Source organism: Ensifer sp. 4252 (assembly GCF_050434565.1).
In the GTDB taxonomy this organism is placed as follows: Bacteria; Pseudomonadota; Alphaproteobacteria; order Rhizobiales; family Rhizobiaceae; genus Ensifer.
Genome location: NZ_JBNDIU010000022.1, coordinates 22,896 through 46,738 on the forward strand (window position 1 = coordinate 22,896; position 23,843 = coordinate 46,738).

Annotated in this window: 25 protein-coding genes; 20 read left to right on the forward strand and 5 right to left on the reverse strand. The window is 61.3% G+C overall.

Annotated elements, in window-relative coordinates; all coding sequences use genetic code 11:
* Positions 1-7: 7 nt before the first annotated feature.
* On the reverse strand, positions 8-1,084 hold the full coding sequence (locus tag ABIE33_RS28580; protein ID WP_429131342.1) for an ABC transporter permease: 1,077 nt from the start codon (positions 1,082-1,084) through the stop codon (positions 8-10).
* A gap of 198 nt (positions 1,085-1,282) precedes the next feature.
* Between ABIE33_RS28580 and ABIE33_RS28585 the strand changes: the two genes are divergently transcribed.
* The 3 genes from ABIE33_RS28585 (at position 1,283) to ABIE33_RS28595 (ending at position 4,066) form a co-directional block, all read left to right on the forward strand.
* Positions 1,283-1,891 carry a helix-turn-helix domain-containing protein gene (locus ABIE33_RS28585; RefSeq protein ID WP_429131492.1) on the forward strand — a complete coding sequence of 203 codons (609 nt, stop codon included), beginning with the start codon at positions 1,283-1,285 and terminating at the stop codon, positions 1,889-1,891.
* A 10-nt stretch (positions 1,892-1,901) separates the two neighbouring features.
* On the forward strand, positions 1,902-3,491 hold the full coding sequence (locus tag ABIE33_RS28590) for an ABC transporter substrate-binding protein (protein ID WP_429131344.1): 1,590 nt from the start codon (positions 1,902-1,904) through the stop codon (positions 3,489-3,491).
* A 146-nt stretch (positions 3,492-3,637) separates the two neighbouring features.
* Positions 3,638-4,066, forward strand: coding sequence for an OsmC family protein (locus tag ABIE33_RS28595; RefSeq protein ID WP_065784327.1), 429 nt, complete (start codon positions 3,638-3,640; stop codon positions 4,064-4,066).
* Positions 4,067-4,120: 54 nt separating this feature from the next.
* Here ABIE33_RS28595 and ABIE33_RS28600 read toward each other — a convergent pair whose 3' ends face one another.
* Complete coding sequence (locus ABIE33_RS28600; protein ID WP_429131346.1) at positions 4,121-4,642, reverse strand: hypothetical protein; 522 nt, start codon at positions 4,640-4,642, stop codon at positions 4,121-4,123.
* A gap of 41 nt (positions 4,643-4,683) precedes the next feature.
* Positions 4,684-5,109: an Lrp/AsnC family transcriptional regulator gene (locus ABIE33_RS28605; protein WP_429131348.1), complete on the reverse strand. Its 426-nt coding sequence runs from the start codon at positions 5,107-5,109 to the stop codon at positions 4,684-4,686.
* A gap of 124 nt (positions 5,110-5,233) precedes the next feature.
* Here ABIE33_RS28605 and ABIE33_RS28610 point away from each other — a divergent pair, with 124 nt between their 5' ends.
* The 8 genes from ABIE33_RS28610 to ABIE33_RS28645 all read left to right on the forward strand — a co-directional run bounded on the left by ABIE33_RS28610 (position 5,234) and on the right by ABIE33_RS28645 (position 12,422).
* A complete protein-coding gene (locus ABIE33_RS28610) occupies positions 5,234-6,280 on the forward strand; it encodes an ornithine cyclodeaminase (RefSeq protein WP_429131494.1) in 1,047 nt (348 codons plus the stop codon).
* 1 nt (position 6,281) lies between these two features.
* A complete protein-coding gene (ctlX, locus tag ABIE33_RS28615) occupies positions 6,282-7,253 on the forward strand; it encodes a citrulline utilization hydrolase CtlX (RefSeq protein WP_429131350.1) in 972 nt (323 codons plus the stop codon).
* Positions 7,254-7,284: 31 nt separating this feature from the next.
* Positions 7,285-8,088: a dimethylarginine dimethylaminohydrolase family protein gene (locus ABIE33_RS28620; protein WP_429131352.1), complete on the forward strand. Its 804-nt coding sequence runs from the start codon at positions 7,285-7,287 to the stop codon at positions 8,086-8,088.
* Between the two features lie 30 nt (positions 8,089-8,118).
* Entirely contained in the window at positions 8,119-8,919 is an 801-nt protein-coding gene (locus tag ABIE33_RS28625) for a transporter substrate-binding domain-containing protein (protein WP_429131354.1), read from the forward strand.
* Between the two features lie 124 nt (positions 8,920-9,043).
* Positions 9,044-9,757 carry an ABC transporter permease gene (locus ABIE33_RS28630; RefSeq protein ID WP_429131356.1) on the forward strand — a complete coding sequence of 238 codons (714 nt, stop codon included), beginning with the start codon at positions 9,044-9,046 and terminating at the stop codon, positions 9,755-9,757.
* A complete protein-coding gene (locus ABIE33_RS28635) occupies positions 9,757-10,458 on the forward strand; it encodes an ABC transporter permease (protein ID WP_429131358.1) in 702 nt (233 codons plus the stop codon). Before ABIE33_RS28630 ends, ABIE33_RS28635 begins: the two co-directional genes overlap by 1 nt.
* A 37-nt stretch (positions 10,459-10,495) precedes the next feature.
* Complete coding sequence (locus tag ABIE33_RS28640) at positions 10,496-11,260, forward strand: ABC transporter ATP-binding protein (RefSeq protein ID WP_025428643.1); 765 nt, start codon at positions 10,496-10,498, stop codon at positions 11,258-11,260.
* Between the two features lie 10 nt (positions 11,261-11,270).
* Positions 11,271-12,422 carry a M20 aminoacylase family protein gene (locus ABIE33_RS28645; protein ID WP_429131360.1) on the forward strand — a complete coding sequence of 384 codons (1,152 nt, stop codon included), beginning with the start codon at positions 11,271-11,273 and terminating at the stop codon, positions 12,420-12,422.
* Between the two features lie 30 nt (positions 12,423-12,452).
* Here ABIE33_RS28645 and ABIE33_RS28650 read toward each other — a convergent pair whose 3' ends face one another.
* Both ABIE33_RS28650 and ABIE33_RS28655 read right to left on the reverse strand, forming a co-directional pair.
* On the reverse strand, positions 12,453-13,829 hold the full coding sequence (locus ABIE33_RS28650; RefSeq protein ID WP_429131362.1) for an FAD-containing oxidoreductase: 1,377 nt from the start codon (positions 13,827-13,829) through the stop codon (positions 12,453-12,455).
* Entirely contained in the window at positions 13,826-14,293 is a 468-nt protein-coding gene (locus ABIE33_RS28655) for a DUF4126 domain-containing protein (protein ID WP_429131363.1), read from the reverse strand. The genes ABIE33_RS28650 and ABIE33_RS28655 overlap by 4 nt, the downstream gene beginning before the upstream one ends.
* Positions 14,294-14,627: 334 nt before the next feature.
* On the opposite strand from ABIE33_RS28655, the gene osmF reads away from it, so the two are divergent.
* From osmF to ABIE33_RS28700, 9 genes are all read left to right on the forward strand, one after another.
* Complete coding sequence (osmF, locus tag ABIE33_RS28660) at positions 14,628-15,539, forward strand: glycine betaine ABC transporter substrate-binding protein OsmF (protein WP_429131365.1); 912 nt, start codon at positions 14,628-14,630, stop codon at positions 15,537-15,539.
* Positions 15,540-15,655: 116 nt separating this feature from the next.
* Positions 15,656-16,822 (forward strand): ABC transporter permease, encoded by a 1,167-nt coding sequence (locus tag ABIE33_RS28665; RefSeq protein WP_429131367.1) that lies wholly within the window; start codon positions 15,656-15,658, stop codon positions 16,820-16,822.
* Positions 16,819-17,757 (forward strand): ABC transporter ATP-binding protein, encoded by a 939-nt coding sequence (locus ABIE33_RS28670; RefSeq protein ID WP_429131369.1) that lies wholly within the window; start codon positions 16,819-16,821, stop codon positions 17,755-17,757. The genes ABIE33_RS28665 and ABIE33_RS28670 overlap by 4 nt, the downstream gene beginning before the upstream one ends.
* Positions 17,757-18,506 (forward strand): ABC transporter permease, encoded by a 750-nt coding sequence (locus tag ABIE33_RS28675; protein WP_429131371.1) that lies wholly within the window; start codon positions 17,757-17,759, stop codon positions 18,504-18,506. The genes ABIE33_RS28670 and ABIE33_RS28675 overlap by 1 nt, the downstream gene beginning before the upstream one ends.
* A 77-nt stretch (positions 18,507-18,583) precedes the next feature.
* Positions 18,584-19,396, forward strand: coding sequence for a pirin family protein (locus tag ABIE33_RS28680; RefSeq protein ID WP_429131373.1), 813 nt, complete (start codon positions 18,584-18,586; stop codon positions 19,394-19,396).
* A gap of 242 nt (positions 19,397-19,638) precedes the next feature.
* Positions 19,639-20,796 carry a Gfo/Idh/MocA family protein gene (locus ABIE33_RS28685; RefSeq protein WP_429131375.1) on the forward strand — a complete coding sequence of 386 codons (1,158 nt, stop codon included), beginning with the start codon at positions 19,639-19,641 and terminating at the stop codon, positions 20,794-20,796.
* A gap of 13 nt (positions 20,797-20,809) precedes the next feature.
* A complete protein-coding gene (locus tag ABIE33_RS28690) occupies positions 20,810-21,694 on the forward strand; it encodes a carbohydrate ABC transporter permease (RefSeq protein ID WP_429131378.1) in 885 nt (294 codons plus the stop codon).
* Complete coding sequence (locus ABIE33_RS28695) at positions 21,691-22,548, forward strand: carbohydrate ABC transporter permease (RefSeq protein WP_429131380.1); 858 nt, start codon at positions 21,691-21,693, stop codon at positions 22,546-22,548. The genes ABIE33_RS28690 and ABIE33_RS28695 overlap by 4 nt, the downstream gene beginning before the upstream one ends.
* Positions 22,549-22,583: 35 nt before the next feature.
* Positions 22,584-23,813 carry an ABC transporter substrate-binding protein gene (locus ABIE33_RS28700; RefSeq protein ID WP_429131383.1) on the forward strand — a complete coding sequence of 410 codons (1,230 nt, stop codon included), beginning with the start codon at positions 22,584-22,586 and terminating at the stop codon, positions 23,811-23,813.
* The last annotated feature ends 30 nt before the right edge of the window (positions 23,814-23,843 follow it).

A 23,843-nucleotide genomic window follows, 5' to 3' on the forward strand; every position in this document is an offset into this window, starting at 1 on the left:
CTTCTCCCTAGCGCGCACGCGGATCGAGCACGCGATAGAGCACGTCCGATATCTTGTTGATGCCGATGAAGACCGCGCCGATCACCAGGGTCGAGCCGAGGACGGCCGCCATGTCGGCGTTGAGCAGGGCGACGGTCAGGTAGTTGCCGATGCCGGGCCACGAAAAGATCGTCTCGATCATCACGGAGCCCTCGAGCAGGCCGGCATAGGACAGGCCGATGACGGTGATCAGCGGCACGCGGATCGGGCGGAAGGCATGGCGCCAGATGACGAGCCTTTCCGGCACGCCCTTGACCCGCGCGGTGGTCACATATTCCTGGCTCAACTGATCGAGCATGAAAGACCGCGTCATGCGGGCGATATAGGCAAGCGAGAAAAAGCCGAGGCAGGACGCCGGCAGGATGAGATGCCAGACCGCGTTGCGGAAGATCTCCCAGTCGCCGGCGATGATGCTGTCGACGAGGATAAGGCCGGTGATCGGGGTGACGACACCGTCGTAGAAGATGTCGACCCGGCCGGGGCCGCCGACCCATTTCAACTTCGCATAGAAGACGGCGAGCCCGACGAGGCCGAGCCAGAAGGCGGGCACGGAATAACCGAGCAGGCCGACGACGCGGATGCCCTGATCGAGCCAGGAGCCCCGGCGGCTTGCGGCGACGACGCCGAGCGGCACGCCGATCAATACGCCGAGGATGATGCCGAGCGTCGCCATCTCCAATGTCGCCGGGAAGACCCGGGCGAGGTCCTCGATCACGGGTTTGCCTGTGGAAACTGCCGTGCCGAAGTTGCCCGTCACCACATCGCCGACATAGCTGACGAACTGGGCGGCGAGCGGCCGATCGAGGCCCATTTCCTCGCGGACACGTTCATAGACGGCAACGGGGGCGCGATCGCCGACGACCGCGAGCACCGGGTCGATCGGCACGATGCGGCCGATGAAGAAAGTGATTGCGAGCAGCCCGATGAAGGTCACGCCGAGCGTGACGAAAAAGCCAAGCAGCGAAAAAAGGCGCCGTCTGCCCGGGCTTTGCGCCCCGGCGCGGCGCGTCGGCGCGGGCGCTGTAGTCGTGTTGTTGTTTGCCACGTGGCGATTCCATCCCTCGTTCGCTTGCGGTCGCGGCTGTCGATAGCGCAAGAATTCGCTTGGAGCATATAAATAAGTTTGCTTAAATCAAAAAAATTTTACTGGTGAGGAGAATCCATCGTGACCGTGCCATCTGAGGATGCAGACACCGCATCCGCCAGGGCCGCGACTGCGGGCCAGCCGCGGATCGGCGCACTGGTGCGTGCGCGACGGCGGCAGATGCATATGACGCTGCAGGAGCTGAGCGACGCGGCGGGCGTCTCGGTTGGCTATCTCAGCCAGATCGAGCGCGACCTCGCGATGCCCTCGCTTGGCACGCTGGCGCAGATCGCGCAGGGGCTGAATGCCGAGCTCAATCACTTCATCCTGGCGCCGGCGATCGATACCGGTCTGTCGCGTGCCAGCGAACGCATGGTCTTTTCCGTGGGCGGCTCGCCGGTGTCCTATGAGCGGATCGGCGCGGATTTCGCCGGCAATCAGTTGTCCAGCTTCGTCATCACTATCCCCGCCGGGCACCGGTCCGAGGTGTTCAGCCATGAGGGCGAAGAGCTGGTGTACGTCCTGCACGGCGAAATCCTGTTCGGTCTCGATGATGACGAGACCACGCTTACACCCGGCGATGGCCTGCATTTTCGGGGCATCCAGCCACACTACTGGTGGAACAAGACGGATAGGCCCGTGCGGCTGATCTGGACCGGCACGCTGCCGCTGTTCCGATCCCGCACACCCTTGCCCAACGAGACCGGCATGCCCCAGGCAGTCCCCAAGCCGGCGACGACAACAAAAACCAAACCTCATCGAAAATAGGAGAGCGATGATGAGAATGTTCAAGGCCGCGGTTTTCGCGGCATCCCTTATGCTGAGCGTGGCTCCGGCAGCTTTGGCGGAAACGCCTGCCGAAGTGCTGGTCGTTGCCCAGAACATCGACGATATCGTCAGCATCGATCCGGCCGAAGCCTACGAGTTTTCGTCCGGCGAATATGTGACGCAGACCTATGACCGTCTGGTGCAATATGATGCGCCTGACGTTCTGAAGCTTTCGCCGGGCCTTGCCAGCGAATGGACCGCTGACGATGCGGCAAAGACCATCACCTTCACCCTGCGTGATGGCGTCACCTTCTCTTCCGGCAACCCGCTGCGTGGCGAGGACGTCGTCTACTCCTTCAAGCGCGTCGTCGTGCTCAACAAGGCGCCTGCTTTCATTCTGACGCAGCTTGGCTGGACCCCTGAAAACATCGACAAGATGGTGACCGCCGACGGCAACAAGGTCACGATCAAGTATGAAGGCGACTTCTCGTCGGCCTTCGTGCTCAACGTCCTGGCGGCACGCCCGGCATCGGTCGTCGACGCGGAAGCGGTCAAGGCAAACGAAGCCGATGGCGACTACGGCAATGCCTGGCTCAAGGCGAACTCGGCCGGCTCCGGTCCGTTCGTGCTGAAGGCCTTCCGCGCCGGCGAACTTCTGAACCTGCAGAGCAACCCGAACTATTTCGGTGGCGCTCCGGCAATCAAGGGCGTGATCATCCGCCATGTCGCAGAAGCCGCAACGCAGCAGCTGATGCTTGAAACCGGCGACGTCGATATGGCGAAGAACCTGACGCCGGATCAGATGGCAAGCGTTGCAGCCAAGGGCGGCATGAAGGTCGAATCCTACCCGCAGGCGGCCGTTCACTTCCTGTCGTTCAACCAGAAGGCCGCAGCCCTGCAGCCGCCAGCCGTCTGGGAAGCTGCCCGTTACCTCGTCGACTACAAGGGTATGACCGACAGCTTCCTGAAGGGTCAGATGGACGTCCACCAGGCCTTCTGGCCGAAGGGCTTCCCGGGTTCGCTCGACGAGACGCCCTATACCTACGATGTCGAAAAGGCGAAGAAGATCCTCGCAGACGCGGGCATTCAGACGCCGATTAAGGTGACACTCGACGTCATCAACTCGACGCCGTTCACCGACATGGCGCAGTCACTGCAGGCTTCGTTCGCCGAAGCCGGCATCACCTTCGACATCATCCCGGGCACCGGCAGCCAGGTTATCACCAAGTACCGTGCCCGCACCCATGAGGCCATGCTGCTCTATTGGGGCCCCGATTTCATGGACCCGCATTCGAACGCCAAGGCCTTCGCCTACAACGAGGACAATGCCGACGATAAGTACCAGTCGACGACCACGTGGCGTAACGGCTGGGCTGTCCCGGCAGAACTCAACGAAGCGACGAAAGCTGCGTTGAAGGAAGCCGATCCGGCCAAGCGTTCGGCACTCTATGTCGACCTGCAGCGCAAGGTGCAGGAGAAGTCGCCGATCGTGATCATGTTCCAGGCTGCAACCCAGGTTGCGATGAAGGACAAGGTCGAAGGCTACGTCAACGGCGCCACCTCCGACTTCGTCTTCTACCGCCTCGTCAAGAAGAACTGATTCCTGCGCGCGCTCACTTGCGCCAGCGACTGAGCGCGGACATATCAGAACCGTGGGCCAGTTATGGCCCACGGCATGACGAACAGATCGGGACTTCTGCGTAATAGGTCAGTCCGATTTCGCGAATATTGGAGAAGGCGAGTAAAATGGCAGATGTGAAGGTACGGACGCGAGAAACAGGCGCAACGGCCGTCGTCGGCAAAACCGGGTTCCCGCATGTGACGTCGGTCACCGGCGGCGAATTGGATATCGTGACCGGGCCGTCGCAACCGGGCTATGGTCCGCTCGACCTGCTCTATGCTTCGCTGGCCAGCTGCCTGGTATTGAGCGCCCGCATTGCCGCCAGCCGCTTTGGCGTGCTCGACCGGCTGACCGAAGTCAGCGCCAAAGTGACGGGCGAGAAGGCCCATGACGAGCCGTCACGAATCGCGAAATTCGAGATCGTCTTCGACATCAAGGGCGACTTTGATGAAGCGACGCGGCATGCGATTGCCGAGGCTGCCGAAAACGAAATCTGCACCGTCAGCAACACTTTGCGCGGCAATCCCGAATTCACCACCCGATACGCCGATTGAAATTACGGCAGAACGTTAAAGCGCCGCGCATCGGGCGGCGCTCTCGCTGCTCACTCAGTCCATGAATGGTGCCAGTTCCTGGTCGAAATCGACTTCGACGACATTGTTGAACATCGCCGTTGCAACCATGATCCCCGCAAACGCCACGAGGTTGACAAGCGCCGCATTGTCATAGCGCGCTTTGAGCCCATCCCAGATCTCTGCCGGCACCGCATTGGAATTGCCGACGATCGCCCGGCCGAAGTCGATCAGCCGCTGTTCGTCTTCCGTCGGCACGATCGAATGAAAATCGACGCCGGAATTGGCAAAGGCGCGGCGGAAGAAGCCCATGGCGATCGGCGATTGCATCGCCTCGGAGATCGCATGCGAAAGCAGCCAGATTGCCCGGTCGTCGAGCGCCGGCCGCAACTCCTCCCTGAGCGTGAACCATTCCGCATAGATCCGATGGGCTGTCGGCGAATGCAGCAGGGTGCGCTTCATGTTGGTCATGCGGCCGCGGACGCGGACCTCTTCGTCATGGGCCGAACGGATAAGTTCGGAAGCGGTGTCGTAATCGATCTGAGGAATGTGGCTCACGGTCATGCCTGTGTTTTGCGGGGCGCGGGGACGCGCCGATATCAGATGGTGCTGAGAAGAATGCTCGTCTCGCTGTTGAGCACGCCTTCGACGTCACGAACTTCACGCAGGATTCGGTCGAAGTCGCTCAGGCTGTTGGCGCGAATTTCGGCCACCATGTCCCAGGCGCCATTGGTAGTGTGAAGGGCGTAGAGTTCGGGCAGGCCGCGAAGGAACTTGATGACCTTGGTGGTCGTGCGCCCGCTGACCTCGATCATCATGATCGCACGGATGGCGCGCTCGTCGTAATCCTGCCGCACGCGCAGGGTGAAACCCAGCACCGCGCCGGTCTCGAGCAGGCGGTCGATGCGCGTCTGCACCGTCGCCCGCGATATGCCGAGAACCGAGGCGACCTTGGAGTAGGGCGCGCGGCCGTCTTCTCGCAGTAGCGAGATGAGCTGGTGATCGAGGTCATCGAAGATATGCATGAAAAGTGTATATCAGTGTTGCGCAAATTGCTCAATCTTTGTTCCTCAAGCGTACAAGTTTAAAATTTCAACTCGCTTGTTGCATGCCTAGGCTGACTTCATCGAGTTTCCCGATGGAGTTGGAATCGTGGTTCAGTATGTCGGTGTCGGCAACGTAATCGAGCTGGTCAAATCGATCGGCATTGAAACGTTCCTGTTGGGTCTTGCGGAATATATCGAAGACGATTTCCGCAGATGGAACGATTTTGAGAAAACCCCGCGGCTCGCGAGCCACTCGAAGACGGGTGTCATCGAGCTGATGCCGACGTCGGACGGCGAGCATTACGGCTTCAAGTACGTCAATGGCCACCCGAAGAATCCGAATGTCGGCCTGCAGACGGTGACGGCGTTTGGCGTTCTCTCGGATGTCAGCACGGGGTATCCCTGTCTCGTCTCCGAGATGACGATCATGACCGGCCTGCGCACTGCCGCAACTTCGGCGCTGGCGGCGAAATACCTCGCCCGGCCCGATGCCCGCTCGATGGCGATCATCGGCCTCGGCGCCCAATCGGAATTTCAGGCGCTGGCGTTCCGGGCGCTGCTCGGCATCAAGCGTCTGCAGGTTTTCGATATCGATATCGAAGCGGCGGACAAGTTCCAGAAGAACCTTGCCGACATGGATTTCGATATCGTCGTCGCCAAGACGGCCGAAGAGGCTGTTGCGGGAGCCGACATCATCACGACGGTGACGGCCGACAAGCGTAACGCGACGATCCTCTCCGACAACATGGTCGGCGCCGGCGTGCACATCAATGCCGTAGGCGGCGATTGCCCCGGTAAGACCGAATTGCAGGGCGATATCCTGCGTCGCGCCGACGTCTTTGTCGAATATCCGGAGCAAACCCGGATCGAGGGCGAAATCCAGCAGATGGCGCCGGATTTTCCGGTGACCGAGCTTTGGCGCGTGATTGTAGGCGAGGCGGAAGGGCGCCGGTCGGGCGCCCAGATCACCATCTTCGATTCCGTCGGCTTTGCCACCGAGGACTTTTCAGCGCTGCGCTTCCTGCGCGACAAGATCCAGGGCACGGCTTTCTACACCGAGCTCGACCTGACGACGCAGCCGGAGCATCCGCGCGATCTCTACGGTTTGTTCAAGCAACCGGCCGTCGTTGCAGAGCGGAGCGCTGCCTGAGATGAAGAGACTGTCCGTACAAGCGCCCAAGGGCGTCGTGATGATCCGACCGCACCATTTCGGCCCGAATCCGATGACGGCCAAGGACAATGCCTTTCAGTCGACTGACGAGGCCCGCAAGCCTTCGGCGATCGCAACCGCCGCCTTCGACGAAGTGACGCGCATGGCTGAAGGCCTGTCGTCGGCTGGCGTCGCCGTCCATATGTTCGAGGACGAGACGATGACGCGTCCGGACTCGGTGTTTCCCAACAACTGGTTCTCCACCCACTCGGGCGGACATGTGGCGATCTATCCGATGTATTCGGAAAGCCGCCAGAGCGAACGCCGCGCCGACATCATCGAGATGCTCAAGAACGAGTATCGCGTCCAGGACGTGATCGACTATTCCGGCCTCGAAAAGGACGGCGTCTATCTCGAGGGCACTGGTGCCATGGTGCTCGACCATATCGGCCGCGTTGCCTATGCCGCACGATCGAACCGCACGAACGAGGTGGCGCTGGAGCGTTTCTGCACCCATTTCAATTTCGAGCCGATGGTTTTCGGCGCGGTCGATCGCAACGGCAACTCGATCTATCATACCAATGTGCTGATGTGCATCGGCACGGATTTCGCGCTGATCGGCACCAGCATGATCCCGGACGCCGCACGGCGGCACGAGATTTGCGCGCGGCTGGAGGAAACGGGCCGACAGGTCATCGACCTCACGATCGATCAGATCGAGAACTTTGCCGGTAACGCAATCGAACTCGATGGCGCCGATGGGCGTGTCGTCGTGATGTCGGCGCGCGCTCTTGCGTCACTCCGACCGGACCAGATCAAGGCGCTCGAAGCTTCGGGCCACGTCCTCGCCTTCGACGTGCCGACCATCGAGCTTGCCGGCGGCTCCGTGCGCTGCATGCTCGCCGGCGTTCATTTGTCGCGCAGAGAACCGGCCGGTACGCAAAAGCTTTACGCCGCCACATCCGATCGATAGAAGCACCTCATCCAAGCCAAAGGTACTACAAATGTCGCAAGCACGCCCCGTCTACAATTTCAACAACATCATCGTCCGCACGCCCTCGACCACCGTCGTTAACGGCTTGCGCGCAGACGATCGTGGCAATCCGACCTATGAGGGCGTGAAGGCCGAGCACGACGCCTACATTCAGGCGATGAAGGATGCGGGCGTGAAGGTCACCGTCCTTCCGGCACTGGAAGCCTTCCCGGATTCGATCTTCGTCGAAGATCCGGCGCTGGTCTTCACCGAAGGTGCGATCCTGCTGCGTCCGGGTGCTGCGACCCGCGTCAAGGAAACGATCGAGATCGCGCCGACCCTTCGCGGCATGTTCGAAACCGTTCTCGACCTGCCGGGCAGCGGTCTTGCCGACGGCGGTGACGTGCTGACGACGCGCGAAAGCGTGATGATCGGTCTTTCGGCGCGCACCGACAAGGTGGGCGCCGAAGCGCTGCAAGCCTGCCTCGACAAGCTCGGCCGCAAGAGCGAGATCGTCGCCACCCCTGAAGGCGTGCTGCACTTCAAGACCGATTGCTCGCTGCTCGACGAGGAAACTGTGCTTTCAACTGCTCGTCTCGCCAAGTCGGGTGTGTTCGACCGCTTCAAGCAGGTGATCATTCCGGAAGGCGAAGAGCCGGCAGCCAACGCCCTGCGCGTCAACGACGTGGTGATGGTCGGCTCCGACTTCCCGCGCACGATCGAGATGCTCGACAAGCTCGGCTACAAGGTCGCGCCACTCAAGACCACTGAAATCGGCAAGATCGATGCGGGCCTGTCCTGCATGTCGCTGCGCTGGTTCAGCAACACGCTCTGATCCAGACACATTTTTCGCGGAGGAATCATCATGAGAACGTTCAAGTCGGCCCTGTTCGCCGGGATCGCGCTTACCATGGCGGCAAGCGCCGCTTTCGCCGAAGACACCATGCGTCTGGGCATGACGCCCGAGCCCTACATGCCCTTCACGCAGGTCAATGCCGGCGGCGAATGGGAGGGCCTTGAAGCCGACCTGTCCCGTGCACTCTGCGAAAAGATGGCCATGAAGTGCGACATCAACCAGATGGCATGGGATGGCCTCATTCCGTCGCTGAAGGAGAACAAGGTCGATTTCATCATCGGCGCCTTCTCGATCACCGATGAGCGTCGCAAGGTCGTCGACTTCTCGACGCCTTACTACACCGAAGGCACGTCCTTCGTTGGCGCCAAGTCCGACACCAGCGAGATCAAGACGATCGACGCTGCCGACGGCACCGGCCAGATCATCGATCCGGCCAGCGTCGAGGGCAAGATCATCGGCGTCCAGACGTCGAGCGTCCAGTCGGCCTACGTTGCCAAGTACCTGCCGGGTGCCGAAGCGAAGAGCTACGATACGGCCGACAACTCGGTCGCCGATCTCGTCGCCGGCCGCGTCGACTACGTTCTGATCCCGGACCTCTACATCCAGACGTTCCTGAAGTCGCCTGACGGCGCCGACTACGAAGTCAAGGTCGAGGTCCCGAAGAACGCCGTTCTCGGCGAAGGTGTCGCCTATGCGGTGCGCAAGGGCGACGCTGCGACCCTCGACAAGGTCAATGCCGGTCTCGCCGCTCTCGAAAAGGACGGACAGGTCAAGACGCTCGTCGATAAGTGGATCTTCGGCAAGAAGTGATCATAGACGTTTTCGAGGGCGACGGGCCGAGCTCCTTCGCCCTCGATTGCCAAACGGACCGCAGCGTCCGGGGCATCATCGCAGCCTTTGGCTGACGACACCAATCGGGAACAGGTAACGACGGATGGAGTATTACTGGCAATTGCTTGCCTGGGGCGGCGAGGGCTGGGGCGATGATTTCGCCTGGGGCCTGGTGATGACGCTGCAGGTATCCATGATCGCCTATGCGGTCGCGGTCGTCTTCGGGCTGCTCGGTGCTGCCGGAAAGCTGTCGAAGCGCCGCTTGCCGCGGCTTCTCGCCGATATCTATACGACCGTCGTGCGTTCGCTTCCCGAGCTCCTGGTCATCCTGCTTCTCTATTTCTCGGTTGCAAGCGGCGCTGAGCGGCTACTGAAGCATTTCGGGCTCGTTGCCGAGTCGTTCCAGTTCAGCTCGTTCTGGGCGGCCATCATCGCGCTTGCCTTCGTCTCCGGCGCTTTCATGACGGAAGTGCTGCGTTCAGCCTTTCTCGCCGTGCCACCCGGTCAGATCGAGGCAGCCGTTTCGATCGGCATGCGGCCGCGCAAGGTCTTTACCCGTGTCGCGCTGCCGCAGATGATGCGTCACGCCGTGCCCGGCATGGGCAATCTCTGGCTTTCCATCACCAAGGAAAGCGCCATCATCAGCGTGCTCGGCTCGTTCAGCGAACTGCTCTATACCGGCTACCGCGCCGCCGCAGGCACCAAGCAGTACATCTTCTTCTACGGGCTGACGGCCGTGCTGTTTCTGTTGATCACGCTCGTTTCCGCTCTGGTGATCGCTCAGATCGAACGCCGCCTGAACCGGGGGCACCATTGATGGAAACGATCTCCAACATTATCGGCTTCCTGCCGGCACTGATCAAGGCGACCCCGCTGACGCTGCTGTTGACGGCCGTTGCCGGCATCTTCGGCCTGGTCATCGGCACGCTTGTCGCGCTCGCCCGGCTCTCGACCCGGCGCATCCTGTCGATGCCGGCCTATGTCTTCACCTTCGCGTTTCGCGGCACACCGCTGCTCGTGCAGATCTATCTCGTCTATTATGGCCTCGGTCAGGTTCTGCCGGGAACCTGGGTTCGCCACAGCTTCCTGTGGCCTTACCTGCGCGACGGCCTGTGGTATGCGATCTTCACGCTCAGCCTCAATCAGGCGGCCTATAATGCGGAAGTCATCCGCGGCGCGATCAAGGCGATCCCGCGCGGGCAGATCGAGGCGGCCAAGTCTATCGGCATGCGGTCGTCGATGATCCTTCGGCGCATCACGCTACCGCAGGCGCTGCGTTCCTGCCTGCCGGTTCTGACGGGCGACCTGATCATTCTTTTGAAGACGACCTCGCTCGCGTCAACCATCACCATTCTCGAGGTGATGGGCACCGCGCGCATGCTGCAGCGCCAGTCGCTCTTGATCTTCGAACCATTGATCGCCGCCGGCATCATTTATTTCGCCGTCGTCTTCATCCTGACGCGGGTGATGAACGTCGTCGAAAAGCGGCTAACCCGCTACCGCACGGCCAAGGCATAAGCACAAGGCGCGTGAAGGCGCCACGGGAGGAACGACGATGGTCGCAACCGCACTGTCTGTGAAGAACATCCACAAGAGCTTCGGCTCGGTCGAGGTGCTCAAGGGCGTTTCGTTTGAAGCGAAGTCAGGCGACGTCATTTCGCTGATCGGCAGCAGCGGCTCGGGCAAAAGCACCCTGCTGCGCTGCATCAACTATCTTGAGACGCCCGACGAAGGTGAAATCTCGGTATCGGGCGAGGTGATCAGGACGTTGAAGGGCAAGGACGGCAAGCTCGTTGCCGCCGACAAGCGGCAGCTCGAGCATATCCGCACCCGCCTCGGCATGGTGTTCCAGAGCTTCAATCTCTGGTCCCACAAGACCATCCTCGAAAACATCATCGAAGGACCGATGCATGTGCTCGGCATGACGCGCAAGGACGCCGTCGGCGAGGCCGAGGTGCTGATGGAGAAGGTCGGCATCACGCCGAAGCGCGATCATTATCCCAACCAGCTTTCGGGCGGCCAGCAGCAACGCGCGGCAATCGCGCGCGCTTTGGCGATGAAGCCCGATGTCATGCTCTTCGACGAGCCGACCTCGGCGCTCGACCCGGAACTCGTCAACGAGGTGCTGCTGGTGATCAAGAAACTGGCGGAGGAGGGGCGCACCATGGTGATGGTGACGCACGAAATGTCGCTGGCGCGGGACATCTCCAGCGAAGTCATCTTCCTTCACAAGGGGCTCGTCGAGGAACGCGGCGCGCCGTCGCAAGTCATGCGTGACCCCAAATCGGCGCGCCTGCGCCAGTTCCTGCAGATGGCCTGAGGAGAAAACCATGCGCGACGCAACCCTGTCGGAGTTCCTGCCCGAACTCGTCAATATTCGCCACAAGCTGCACGAGATGCCGGAGATCGGCCTGTCCGAAGTGAAGACCTCGGAGTTTGTTGCCGGGCTGTTGCAGTCCTGGGGCTTCGAGGTGACGCGCGGCCTTGCAACGACCGGCATCGTCGCGACGCTGAAGCGCGGCAACAGCAACCGGTCGATCGGCTTTCGTGCCGACATGGACGCCTTGCCGATGCAGGAAGAAACCGACCTTTCCTACCAGAGCAAGCATCCCGGCGCGATGCATGCCTGCGGCCATGATGGCCATACGAGCATGCTGCTGGGTGCCGCCTGGGCGCTGTCGCAGGATGCGAGTTTCAACGGAACCGTGCATCTGATCTTCCAGCCGGCCGAGGAAAATTTCGGCGGCGGCAAGCTGATGATCGAGGATGGCCTGTTCGAGCGCTTTCCCTGCGAGCGCGTCTTTGCGCTCCACAACTGGCCGGGTCTGCCGGCCGGCACCTTCTCGACACGCGCGGGCGCCATGGCTGCCTCGATCGACGTGCTGACGCTGACGATCAAGGGCAAGGGCGGCCATGGAGCGCAGCCGGAACTGACGGTCGATCCGGTTGTCGTCGGCTCAAGCGTCGTCATGGCGCTGCAGACGCTCGTGTCGCGCAACGTCTCGCCGCATCAGCCGTCGGTCGTGACTGTCGGCTCGTTTCAATCGGGCTCGGCGTCCAACATCATTCCCGACACAGCCGTGCTGGAGATCAGCATGCGGGCCACTGACCCGGTCGTGCGAAAGCAGTTGCAGGAGCGCGTCGAGCAGATCGCCCGTTTCCAGGCGCAGAGTTTCAACGCCGATGTCACGTTCGGCTGGCAGGTCGGCTATCCCGCGACCATCAACGACGCGGATGCCGTCGATGAGGCGCGCGCAGTGATCAGCGAAAAATTCGGCGAAGAGTCTTTCGTTGAACTCGCCCAGCCGCTGATGGGCAGCGAGGACTTTTCCTTCCTGCTGGAAGAGGTCCCCGGAGCCTACGTGCTGATCGGCAATGGTGAAAGCAGCGGGCTCCACACCACGCGTTACGATTTCAACGATGACATCCTCGAGCGCGGTGCGATGTATTTCTACCATCTCGCACGCTCTGCGCTGGTCTGAACGAACACCTGACGGTCGGCTTGCCGACCGTCAGCTTGCCGGCGCGAGATCGCCAAAGACCGTCGGGATAAGCTCTGAAACCGTCGGATGAATGTGCACCGCATGGGTGATCGTGGTGTAGGGTTTCCTGGCGTACATGACGTCGAGAATGCTCTGAACGGCTTCGTCGCCACCGGTGCCCAGGATCGACGCGCCGAGGATCTCCTTGCTGTCGGCGTCGACAACGACCTTCATGAACCCTTCGGTTTCGCCTTTTTCGACCGCACGACCGACACGGGTCATCGGCCGTCTGCCGACGGCAATTCTGCGGCCGGACTTGAGCGCCTCCGTTTCGCTCATTCCGGCGCGCCCGAGCGGCGGGTCGATATAGAGCGCATAGGTGGAGATGCGGTCGCTGACCCCTCGCGGCTCGCCGTCGAGCAGGTTTGCAGCGACGATCTCGAAGTCGTTGTAGGCGGTATGCGTGAAGGCGCCGCGACCGTTGCAGTCTCCCATGGCGAAGATGTGCGGCACGTTGGTCCGCAAGGCGTCATCGACCTCGATATAGCCGCGCGCATCGGTCTTGACGCCCGCCTTGTCGAGCCCGAGATCGTCGGTGTTCGGTCGCCGGCCCGTCGCAAGCAGCAGATGCGAGCCGATGACCTCCGGCGCACCGGAGGCGCAGTCGACGCCGGCGACGACATCCTCACCCTGCCTGGCGAAGCGAATGCATTCGGCGTTGAGCCGAAACCGGATGCCTTCCTTGTCCAGGATCGCAAGGACCGCATCGGAGACATCTGGGTCTTCGCGGGCAATCAGCTTCGGGCCCTTCTCGATCACCGTCACCTCGGACCCGAAGCGTCGGAACATCTGTGCGAATTCAAGGCCGATATAGCTGCCGCCGACGATGATCAGGTGTTTGGGAAGAACATCCAGGTCCATCATCGACACATTGGTGAGAAAGGGCACGTCGTCGACACCCGGAAAGTCCGGCGTTGCCGCCCGGCCGCCGGTGTTCAGGAAGATCTGGTCGGCGGTGAGGCTCTCTTCCCCCACCCGGATCGTGTGCGGGTCCTCAAATTTGGCATGGCCTTCGAAGACGGTGCAGTTTTCCATCCCCTTGAGCCAGCTTTCGACGCCCGAGCGGGCGTCGGTTCTGACCTTGTCCTTGCGCGCCATGACGCGCTTGAAATCGACCGAAACCGGCCCCGTCGTCACGCCGAAATCGGCGCCGCGGCGCGCCATATGCATGGCGTAGGCGCTCGCGACCATCGCCTTGGTCGGCATGCAGCCAGTGTTGACGCAGGTGCCGCCGAAGAGCTTGCGCTCGACAAGTGCGACGGTCTTGCCGGCTGCTGTGAGGCGACCGGCCAGTGATGGTCCCGCCTGGCCGGCGCCGATGATGATAGCATCGAAATGTTTTGTCATAGGACCAAGGACACCACCCAAAGCGCGAGCAGGACGGCAACAGCATCTTCGATGAGGGCGATCGGCAGGTCCTTGCCGCCTGTCGCAGCGACCAGCCGCTTGCGTGCCTCATAGCCGCCAAGCGTCCCGATCACGGCGCCGATGGCGCCGGCAATCAGCCCGCCGATCAGCGAACCGCCGGCCGTGCCGAGGACTGCACCGCAGAAGCCGCCGCTGACGATGCGTGTGCCGAACTGCTGCGGTACCTTGCGGCTCGGCGTGCTCGGTAACTGGTCGGTGACGAATTCGACAAGGGCAAGGAGCCCAAAAATATAGGGCGTGAACCGGAAGCCCAGAAAGGCGGCCCAGGTGCCGGCAACTGGCAGCCATCCGGCGGCAGCGGCTATGCTGACGGCGGCAGGTGCTGTCATGGCGCGAAGGCCGGCGACCACGCCGATAAGGAGCGCGAGAAGGTAGATCGACATCAATTCCCCGAACGTTCGCCGGGCGAACCCGCGCCGCCGGCCCCCAAGCGGTTCGGATCGAGCGGCATCGCAACCAAGAGTGAAAGCGGATGTTTCTGGCGGGCCTCAATCAGAGTGACCGACAACGCGGCTGATTGCAATGTGCATTCGTATGCTGCCGCAGGCAGTAGTCGATGCTTTCGATGGTGATACTGGACCTTGGAATTTTAGCCCATCGCGCTCTCTGCGCGCAGCTCTATTTTTTGTCGAAGACTGACATATATGGAATGGCTTGCCCGGACGACGCGAATATTCCGTGATCAAACTGCGGGACAGAATTTCGAGGGAGATCTCCATGCGCCTGACCAAACTGCTTATTGGGACAGCCTTTGCTTTCACGCTCACCGCGGCGGCCGCCAACGCCGACGTCGTTGTGTCCTCCAAGATCGATACCGAGGGCGGCGTGCTCGGCAACATCATTCTTGCCGTGCTGAATGCCAACAATATCAAAACGGTAGACCGGGTGCAGCTCGGTGCTACACCTGTGGTGCGTAAGGCGATCACGGCCGGCGAGATCGACATCTATCCGGAGTACACCGGCAATGCCGCCTTCTTCTTCGAGAAGGCCGACGACCCGGTGTGGAAAGACGCGGCGAAGGCCTACGAGTCCGCCAAGAAGCTTGACTATGATGCCAACAAGATCGTCTGGCTGACGCCATCGCCCGCCAACAACACCTGGGCGATCGGGCTACGCAAGGATGTGGCTGAGGCCAACAAGCTGGCGACGCTTTCCGATTTCGGCAAATACGTTGCCGGCGGCGGAAACATTGTGCTCGCCGCATCGTCCGAGTTCGTCAACTCGGCTGCAGCGCTGCCCGCATTCCAGACCACCTACGCCTTCACGCTGAAGCCGGAACAACTGATCACGCTTTCGGGCGGCGATACCGCAGCGACGATCGCTGCTGCGGCCAACCAGACGAATGGTGCCAACGCCGCGATGGTCTACGGCACCGATGGCGGCATCGCCCCCTCTGGCCTCGTGGTCCTGGAAGACGACAAGGCGGTGCAGCCTGTCTATCAGCCGGCTCCGATCATTCGCGAGGCGGTGCTGAAGGAGAACCCTCAGATCGAGACCCTGTTGAAGCCGGTTTTCGAGAAACTCGACCTGGTGACGCTGCAGGAACTGAATGGTCGCGTCCAGGTGGGCGGCGAGCCCGCCAAGACGGTTGCAGAAGACTTCCTGAAGAAGAACGGGTTCCTGAAATAAGTTGACGCAAAAGCGCGACGCTGGTCGGATGCAGGCATTCGACCGGCGTTTTCTTTGTCTGGGCGTAAGGCAAGCAAAGTCCGTCGAGCGGAAGCCGGGCGAGGAAAAGGGATCTGATGCAGCTCCGCGTGGATAAGCTTGGCGTGATCATTGCCGCACTTGCCGCCTACGGCGCGTTCCTGGCGCCTTTCGCGACCTTTCGTGCCAATCGCATCGTCGCGGGCGAGGCGAGGTCGACGGCAGAAGCGCTGCCGCCGGTGTGGGCTGCTATCATCCTTTTCTTCGTTGTCATCGCGGCGGTTGTCGCGGTTCTGAAAACGCCGAGCGCGCTACGTCTTGGCATTGCCTTTTCGACGCTCGCCGTTTTGGCGTTGGGCATCGGTGTTGCAGCCGGCCACCTGACGCCACCTGAAAACACCTATGCCCGTGTTTCGCCGGCTTCCGGGTTCTGGATTTTGCTGTTTGCGCTCAGCCTGCTGGCCGCCGACGCCCTGACCCGGTTGCGGCCGTCCCCCTTGGTGAGGGTTCTGTTCCTCGCGGCCGTGCTCGGCTTTATCGCTGCTCTCCTGGTGTCCGGCACCTGGGACGGTCTGTCGCTTCTCAAGGAATATGCCAGCCGCGCCGACACCTTCTGGGCTGAGGCCGGCAAGCATGTAATGCTCGCCTTGGGTTCACTTGCGGTCGCCACCATTGTCGGCATTCCGCTCGGCGTTCTCTGCCATCGTGTCACGCGCCTGCGCGATGGCCTGCTCGGCGTCCTGAATGCGATCCAGACGATCCCCTCGATCGCGCTTTTCGGCATTTTGATTGCGCCGCTCGGCTGGATCGCAATCCATGTTCCAGGCGCTGCTGCCATCGGCATCCGCGGGATCGGCACGGCGCCAGCGTTCGTCGCTCTCTTCCTCTATTCGCTGCTGCCTGTTGTCGCCAATACCGTGGTCGGGCTTGCCGGCGTGCCGAGAGAGGCCAACGACGCGGCGCGCGGCATCGGCATGACCGACTTCCAGCGCCTTGCCGGTATCGAATTTCCGCTGGCCTTCCCGGTTATTCTGACCGGCATTCGCATCGTTCTCGTTCAGAACATCGGGCTGGCCACGATCGCGGCGCTGATCGGCGGCGGCGGTTTCGGTGTCTTCGTCTTCCAGGGAGTGGGGCAGACGGCAATGGATCTCGTGCTGCTCGGGGCAGTTCCGACCGTACTCCTCGCATTCACAGCTGCAATTGTCCTTGATGCCGTGATCGAGGCGGCCACACCAAATCACAACCAGGTGCAAAGCGCATGATCGAGATCGAAGGCATTACCAAGCGCTACGCCGAAACCACAGTCGTCAGGGACGTCAGCCTGACGATAGCGCCGCGCACGGTCACCGTCATCGTCGGCACGTCCGGTTCCGGCAAGACGACGCTGCTACGGATGATCAATCGTCTGGTCGAGCCGACATCGGGCACGATCAGGCTCGACGGCCAGGACAATCGCTCACTGCCGGGCTACGAGCTGCGCCGTCGGATCGGCTATGCCATCCAGGGGCACGGGCTGTTTCCGCATCGCACGGTTGCGCAGAACATCGCCACCGTACCGACCCTGCTTGGCTGGGACCACGCCCGCGTCGACGCGAAGGTCGCCGAACTGCTGACGCTCTTTCAGCTCGATCCGGCGGCGTTCGGCCCGCGCTATCCGCATGAACTCTCCGGCGGCCAGCAGCAGCGCGTCGGCGTTGCCCGGGCGCTAGCAGCTGAACCGAAGGTGCTGCTGATGGACGAGCCTTTCGGCGCGCTCGATCCGATCATTCGCGCCAAGGCCCAGGACGATTTGCTGGCGATCCAGAAACATTTCGAAACGACGATTGTCCTCGTCACGCACGACATGGAGGAAGCCTTCCATCTGGCTGACCGGATCGCGGTCATGGACAAGGGTGAAGTGGTGCAGTACGCGACGCCGGCCGAGATGCTCGTCAGGCCGGCGACCGCTTTCGTCGAGAGCCTGATCGGGGCCGGCGAACGGCCGTTTCGGCTGCTGGCGATCGAACCCGTCGCGACTGCCGTCGAACCCGGTACGGCGGAGGGAGAGGCGATTTCGAGCGCCGCCAGCCAACGCGAGGCCCTGTCCACGCTGCTCTGGTCCGGCCGTAAGGCTCTTCCCGTCGTCGGCCCCGATGGCGTCCTCATCGGCAAGGTCAGCCTTGAAGGTCTGGCACAGCGTGCCGCGGGGCCATCCTGATGCTAGGTCTGCCCAACCTTTTCCGGCTGTTCGCTCTAGCCGTCCTGATCGCATTTCTGGTCGTGCCGCATTGGTTTGAGCCGCTGTTGCGGCCGTTGGTGCAGGAGAATGCGCCCGCGATCTATAATCAGGGCAGCCTGCTGCAACTGACGCTGCTGCACCTGCGCACCGTCGCGATTGCAACGGTTGGCGCAACTGTAGTCGCGCTGGCTTTGGCGATCCTGGTGACGCGTAGTTCGGGGGCAGAGTTCCTGCCGCTTTCGCGCAGCCTGGTGAATATCGGCCAGACCTTTCCACCGGTCGCCGTGCTGGCGCTCGCGGTGCCTATCTTCGGCTTCGGCGAGAAGCCGACGCTGATTGCGCTCTTCCTCTATGGTCTACTGCCGATCTTCGAGAACGCTCTGACCGGGTTGACGACCTTGCCGCCATCGATCATGGAAGCGGCGCGGGGTACCGGCATGACCGGGCGCCAGCGGTTGATGAAAATCGAACTGCCGCTGGCGATGCCGGTTATTCTTACCGGCATCCGGCTCTCCGTGGTGATCAGCCTCGCGACCGCGACGATCGGCTCGACGGTGGCAGCCAGAACGCTCGGCGAGGTGATCATTGCCGGCCTGCAGTCGAACAATCTCGCCTTCGTCGTTCAGGGCGGCCTCATCGTTGCTGTGCTCGCCGTTTTGATCCACGACGCCCTACAGGCGGCCGAAAGAAAGCTTGCTGCCCGAATGGGCCGCGAGGGCCGGGCTTAGGCGCCAACTCAGCAAGGCGATAAACGTCACTGACAACGCGCTGAATCAAAATGTGGTTTTGCGTGCTAGAATGGCGCGTGCTCTACCGAGGCGCCAAAAGTCCTGTTGTCAGGGATATGGGCGGGTTCAAGACCAGGCTCAATATGCCCGGCTGGCTGTTGCCCAGGCCACGCGACCATGGCTATGGCCCGCTGGCGATGGTCGTCGAGTCAATGCTGGAGCCAGGCAGGCTCATCGCCATGCACGAGCACCGCAACGATGAAATCCTGTCATGGGTGCCGGATGGGGTCATGCGCCACGACGACCCCGTTACCGGCCGGCTGATCACCGACAACGCGCACCTCATGGTGATGAATGCCGGACGAAGCTTCTGGCACTCGGAGGAGACATTGCCGAGCGACCCGCCGCTGCGGATGCTTCAAATTCTTGTGCGGCCGCGCAGTCTCGACCTCGTGCCAAACATCCAGCACGGCTTCATAGCACCTGCGCCCCTCAATCAATGGAGGCATTTTGCTGGGAAGGAGGGCGGCGTGGCGCCGTTTTTCGTCCGCAACTCCGTCGACATATTTGATCTCAGGCTCGAGGTCGAAGCAGAAGCTACGTTTCCCTCGGCGAAAGGTCGGCACCTCTACTTCTATCTCTTTTCGGGTTCGGTACAGGTCGCAGGTGTCGGCTTTGACGAAGGAGATCAGGGGCTATTTCTCTCGGAAGAACCTTTGGATCTTCGTGCCACCCGCAGTTCGCTGATCGTTGCGTTCCTGATCGAGCCCAATGCGCCTTTTGCGCGGCAGGGGACGGTTGGCGACCATCCCAAGATACCGCCACCCTATCTCGCCCGGCCGTTGCTGCGGTTGCTGCACTGGCGCAACCGCCTGGTCGGAAAAGCTTGAGCGGATCAGAATCCGTTCTAGCAACATGCAGTGGTCTGGACCGCTTTCCTCCTCTCGGAGAGGTGCGGCAGCCGCACTCTCCATGGTTGTCTGCGAAATGCCTGCTTTTGCGGCGTTTGCCTTGCCCCATGAAAATGAATTTCACAATTTTACAAAATACGCGGATTCAGGTTGACGACCTGAAAAAACTGCACCAGTCTGCGAAAATAAATTACGCCATAAGGCAAGGGAACAGTGCGAGCATGAAAGTCGGGATAATCGGACTCGGATTCCGTCTGGGATATCTGGGCTACGTTTTCAAAGCCATGGATGAGAATTTCGAGATCGCGGGATACGTCGATCCGAACCCGGCTGGACTGCCGAGCCTGACCGAAAAAGGCATCTCCGCCGGCACGGCCTATGCGACGCCTGAAGAGTTGATCACCAACGAAAAGCTCGACCTGTTGATGATCGGTTCGCCGAACCACATGCATCTCGATCATATCCGGATCGGGCTTGAGGCCGGACTCAAGGTCTTTAGCGAAAAGCCGATCGTGACGACGGTCCAGGAAAGCCTGGAGCTTGCGCAACTGATGGCGAAATTCGGTCATGAGCGACTGATGGTCGGCCTCGTGCTGCGCTACGCGCCGATGTACCGCGACCTGCGCGCGGCCCTTGCCGCAGGAAAACTCGGCCAGGTCGTCTCGATAGAGGCCTCCGAACATATCGAACCCTATCACGGCGCCTTCTTCATGCGCGACTGGCGTCGCTACGAGCGCTATTCCGGCAGCTTCATGCTGGAAAAATGCTGCCACGACCTCGACCTCTACAACGGCGTCATCGGCGCTCGTCCGGAGCGGGTGGCGAGCTTCGGCGGCCGCAAGAGCTTCATTCCGGCCAACGACCCCGCGCGCGAGGGCATCAACGACCTCGAGCTTTTCCATCGCAAACCGAGCGGCTGGATGGGCTCCGACAAGGTGTTCGACAGCGACGGCGACATCATCGACTACCAGGTCGCAATCGTCGAATACGCCAATGGCGTCGGCATGAACTTTCACACCAACCTCAACGTGCCGGATCAGTTCCGTCGTTTCTGCATCATGGGATCGCGCGGTATGGCCGAAGGCGACTTCATCCGCGGGTATTTCGACGTGCACGAGATGCTGACCGGCAAGAAGGTGGTCGAGAACAAATACGCCGCCACCGAACTGTCGCAGCACTACGGCGCAGATGAGCAGATGGCGACCGATATCATCGGCCATGTGCGCGACGGCCGGCCGCTGCCGGTCTCGACGATCGACGCGCTCGAAGCGGGCATCCTCGCATTGTCGATGGACGAGGCCCGGCGCAAGCGGAGCGTGATCGATCTCAGGCCGATCTGGGATCGGTTCGACGAAGCCTTGCACTCACGCGCGGCTTGAGGGGAGAAGCGGGATGAGTGTTCAACGCAGCACGATCATCTTCGCCTGGATCCTGCTCTTACCCGCCGTGCTCTACGTCACGGTCATCGTCGCCTATCCGCTTGTCGATACCTTCATCCTGTCGTTCACCGACGCATCGCTGAAGAAGACGACGAAATGGGTCGGCTGGGCGAACTACGACAAGATCTTCAACGAGACCTTCGCCGAGGTCATCTTCCGCACCTTCATTTGGACCTTCTTCTCGGTTTCGATCAAAATGATCATCGGTGTCTTCGGCGCGACCATGCTGAACGCCGCCGTGCCCGGCCGGGCGCTCTTCCGCCTGCTCACCATGCCGCCGTGGATCGTGCCGATGGCCATCGGCATCTTCATGTGGGGCTGGATGTATAACGGCCAGTTCGGCATGATTTCCGGCGTGCTGCAGAACTGGGGACTCATCGACGGTCCGATCGCCTTCCTCGCGCGCGGCGAGACGGCGTTCTGGGCGACGATCGTCACCGACGTATGGATCGGCGTGCCGCTGGTCACGCTCTACATGCTGGCTGCGATGCAGGCTATCCCGCAGGATCTCTATGAGGCTGCCTGGACGGATGGGGCAGGGCGCTTCTATCGCTTCCGGCGTATCACACTGCCACTGCTCATTCCGTCGCTGATCACCATGTCGATGTTGTCGCTGATCGCGACCTTCAACTCCTTCGATATCATCTGGATCCTCACCCAGGGCGGCCCCAACGGCGAGACCACCACGATGATCATCGATACCTATCGCACCGCCATCGGATCGAAGAAATACGGGGAGGGCGCCGCACGTGCCGTGCTGATCTGCATCTTCCTGTCGATCTTCTGCTTTGCCTATTTCCGGGTGACCAGCCGTCTCTCAGCGGGGGAACAGAAATGAGCCAGCCTGCCATGATCAACCGCTATCGCTGGTACGAACTCGTCGCCATCTATGCCGGGATCTTTGCATTCCTGGGTTTCATTCTGGCACCGTTCGTCGAAGGCTTTCTGGTGTCGCTGAAGCCGCTGGGGCTGCTTTTTTCATCGCCCTACAAGTTCTGGCCGGAAAACGGGTCATTCGCGGCCTACCGGACCATGTGGGAGAGCGTGCCCGGCTTTGCCCGATACATCTTCAATTCCTTCTTTATCTCCACCATCGTCACGGCCATCGTGCTGCTGCTGGTCATTCCGGCCGCCTATGCTTTTGCCCGCTTCAACTTCCGCGGCAGCGGTGCATTGCTCGGCGCGTTCCTCGCCGTCAATATGTTCTCCGGCGCGGTGCTGCTCATTCCGCTCTTCCGGCTGATGCGCAGCTTCGGCGTGCTCAACACCTACCTCGCCATGATCATGCCGGGCGTCGCCTTCCTGATCCCGTCGGCGATCTGGCTGTTGCGCACCTACATGATGCGCATTCCGCGCGAGCTGGACGAAGCGGCTTTTGTCGATGGAGCAAGCCATTTCTATACGCTGCGCCGGGTGATCCTGCCGATCGCCATGCCGGGCATCACCGTGGTGGCGATCACCACCTTCATCGGTGCCTATGCCCAGCAGTTCATCTACGCCCTGACCTTCAATTCCAAGACCGAATACATGCCGCTGCCGGTCGGGCTCTTTGCCTATTTCGGTCGCCAAGAGGTGATCTGGAACGAACTCATGGCGGCGAGCTTCGTCGGCATCGCGCCGGCAGTCGTCGTGATCTTTCTCCTACAACGGTATCTCGTCAGCGGGCTGACCGCAGGCGCGGTGAAACAATAAGACCAACCAACCACCAGAGAACGGGAGCTTGCAACGTGTCAATTCAATTCAAGACAGGGGTACTCGCCCTGGCGCTACTCGGTTCGACCGCGCTTGGCGCCGTCACCGTCCAGGCGGCCGACCAGGAGATCAGCTGGATCTATTGCGGCGACACCATGGATGCGGTTCACGCGAAATACATCAAGCAGTGGGAGGAAAAGAATCCAGGCTGGAAAGTCACGCCGGAAGTCGTCGGCTGGGCCCAATGCCAGGATAAGGCGACGACGCTTGCGGCTGCGGGCACGCCGGTCGCCATGGCCTATGTCGGCTCGCGCACGCTGAAGGAGTTCGCCCAGAACGACCTCATCGTTCCCGTCCCGATGACGGACGAGGAAAAGAAGAGCTACTACCCCAACATCGTCGATACGGTGACCTTCGACGATAACCAGTGGGGCGTTCCGATCGCGTTTTCGACCAAGGCGCTCTATTGGAACAAGGACCTGTTCAAGCAGGCTGGTCTTGATCCGGAGACGCCGCCGAAGACCTGGGCCGAAGAGATCGAGTTTGCCAAGGCGATCAAGGAAAAGACGGGTATCGCCGGTTACGGCCTTCCGGCCAAGACCTTCGACAACACGATGCACCAGTTCATGCACTGGGTGTACACCAACAACGGCAAGGTGATCGACGGCGACAAGGTCGTCATCGACAGCCCGGAAGTGCTTGCTGCGCTTCAGGCCTACAAGGACATCACGCCCTATTCCGTCGAAGGGGCGACCGCCTACGAACAGAACGAGGTTCGCGCCATCTTCCTCGATGGCAAGGTAGGCATGATCCAAGGGGGCTCTGGCGCCGCCGTGCGCCTGAAGGAAACCAAGGTCAATTGGGGTGTCGCACCGCTTCCGCTCGGCCCCTCGGCCAAGGGCGAGGGCACGCTGCTCATTACCGACAGCCTGGCGGTCTTCAAGGGCTCTGGCGTGGAGGAGAAGGCGATCGAGTTTGCCAAGTTCATCACCTCGCCCGGTCCGCAAGGTGAATATGAACTGCAGGGCGCCGCCGGCCTGACGCCGCTTCGCCCGTCGCCGATGGTCGATGAGTTCGTCAAGAAGGATCCCTACTGGAAGCCGTTCATCGACGGCATCGCCTTCGGTGGTCCGGAGCCTCTCTTCACCGACTACAAGGGCTTCCAGAACGTCATCATCGCGATGGTCCAATCGGTCGTGACCGGCAAGGCCGAGCCCGCCGATGCCTTGAAGAAGGCGGCTGCCGAACTCGAAGAGTACAAGTAAGATCATCGGGCCGCGGATCTCCAGTTCGCG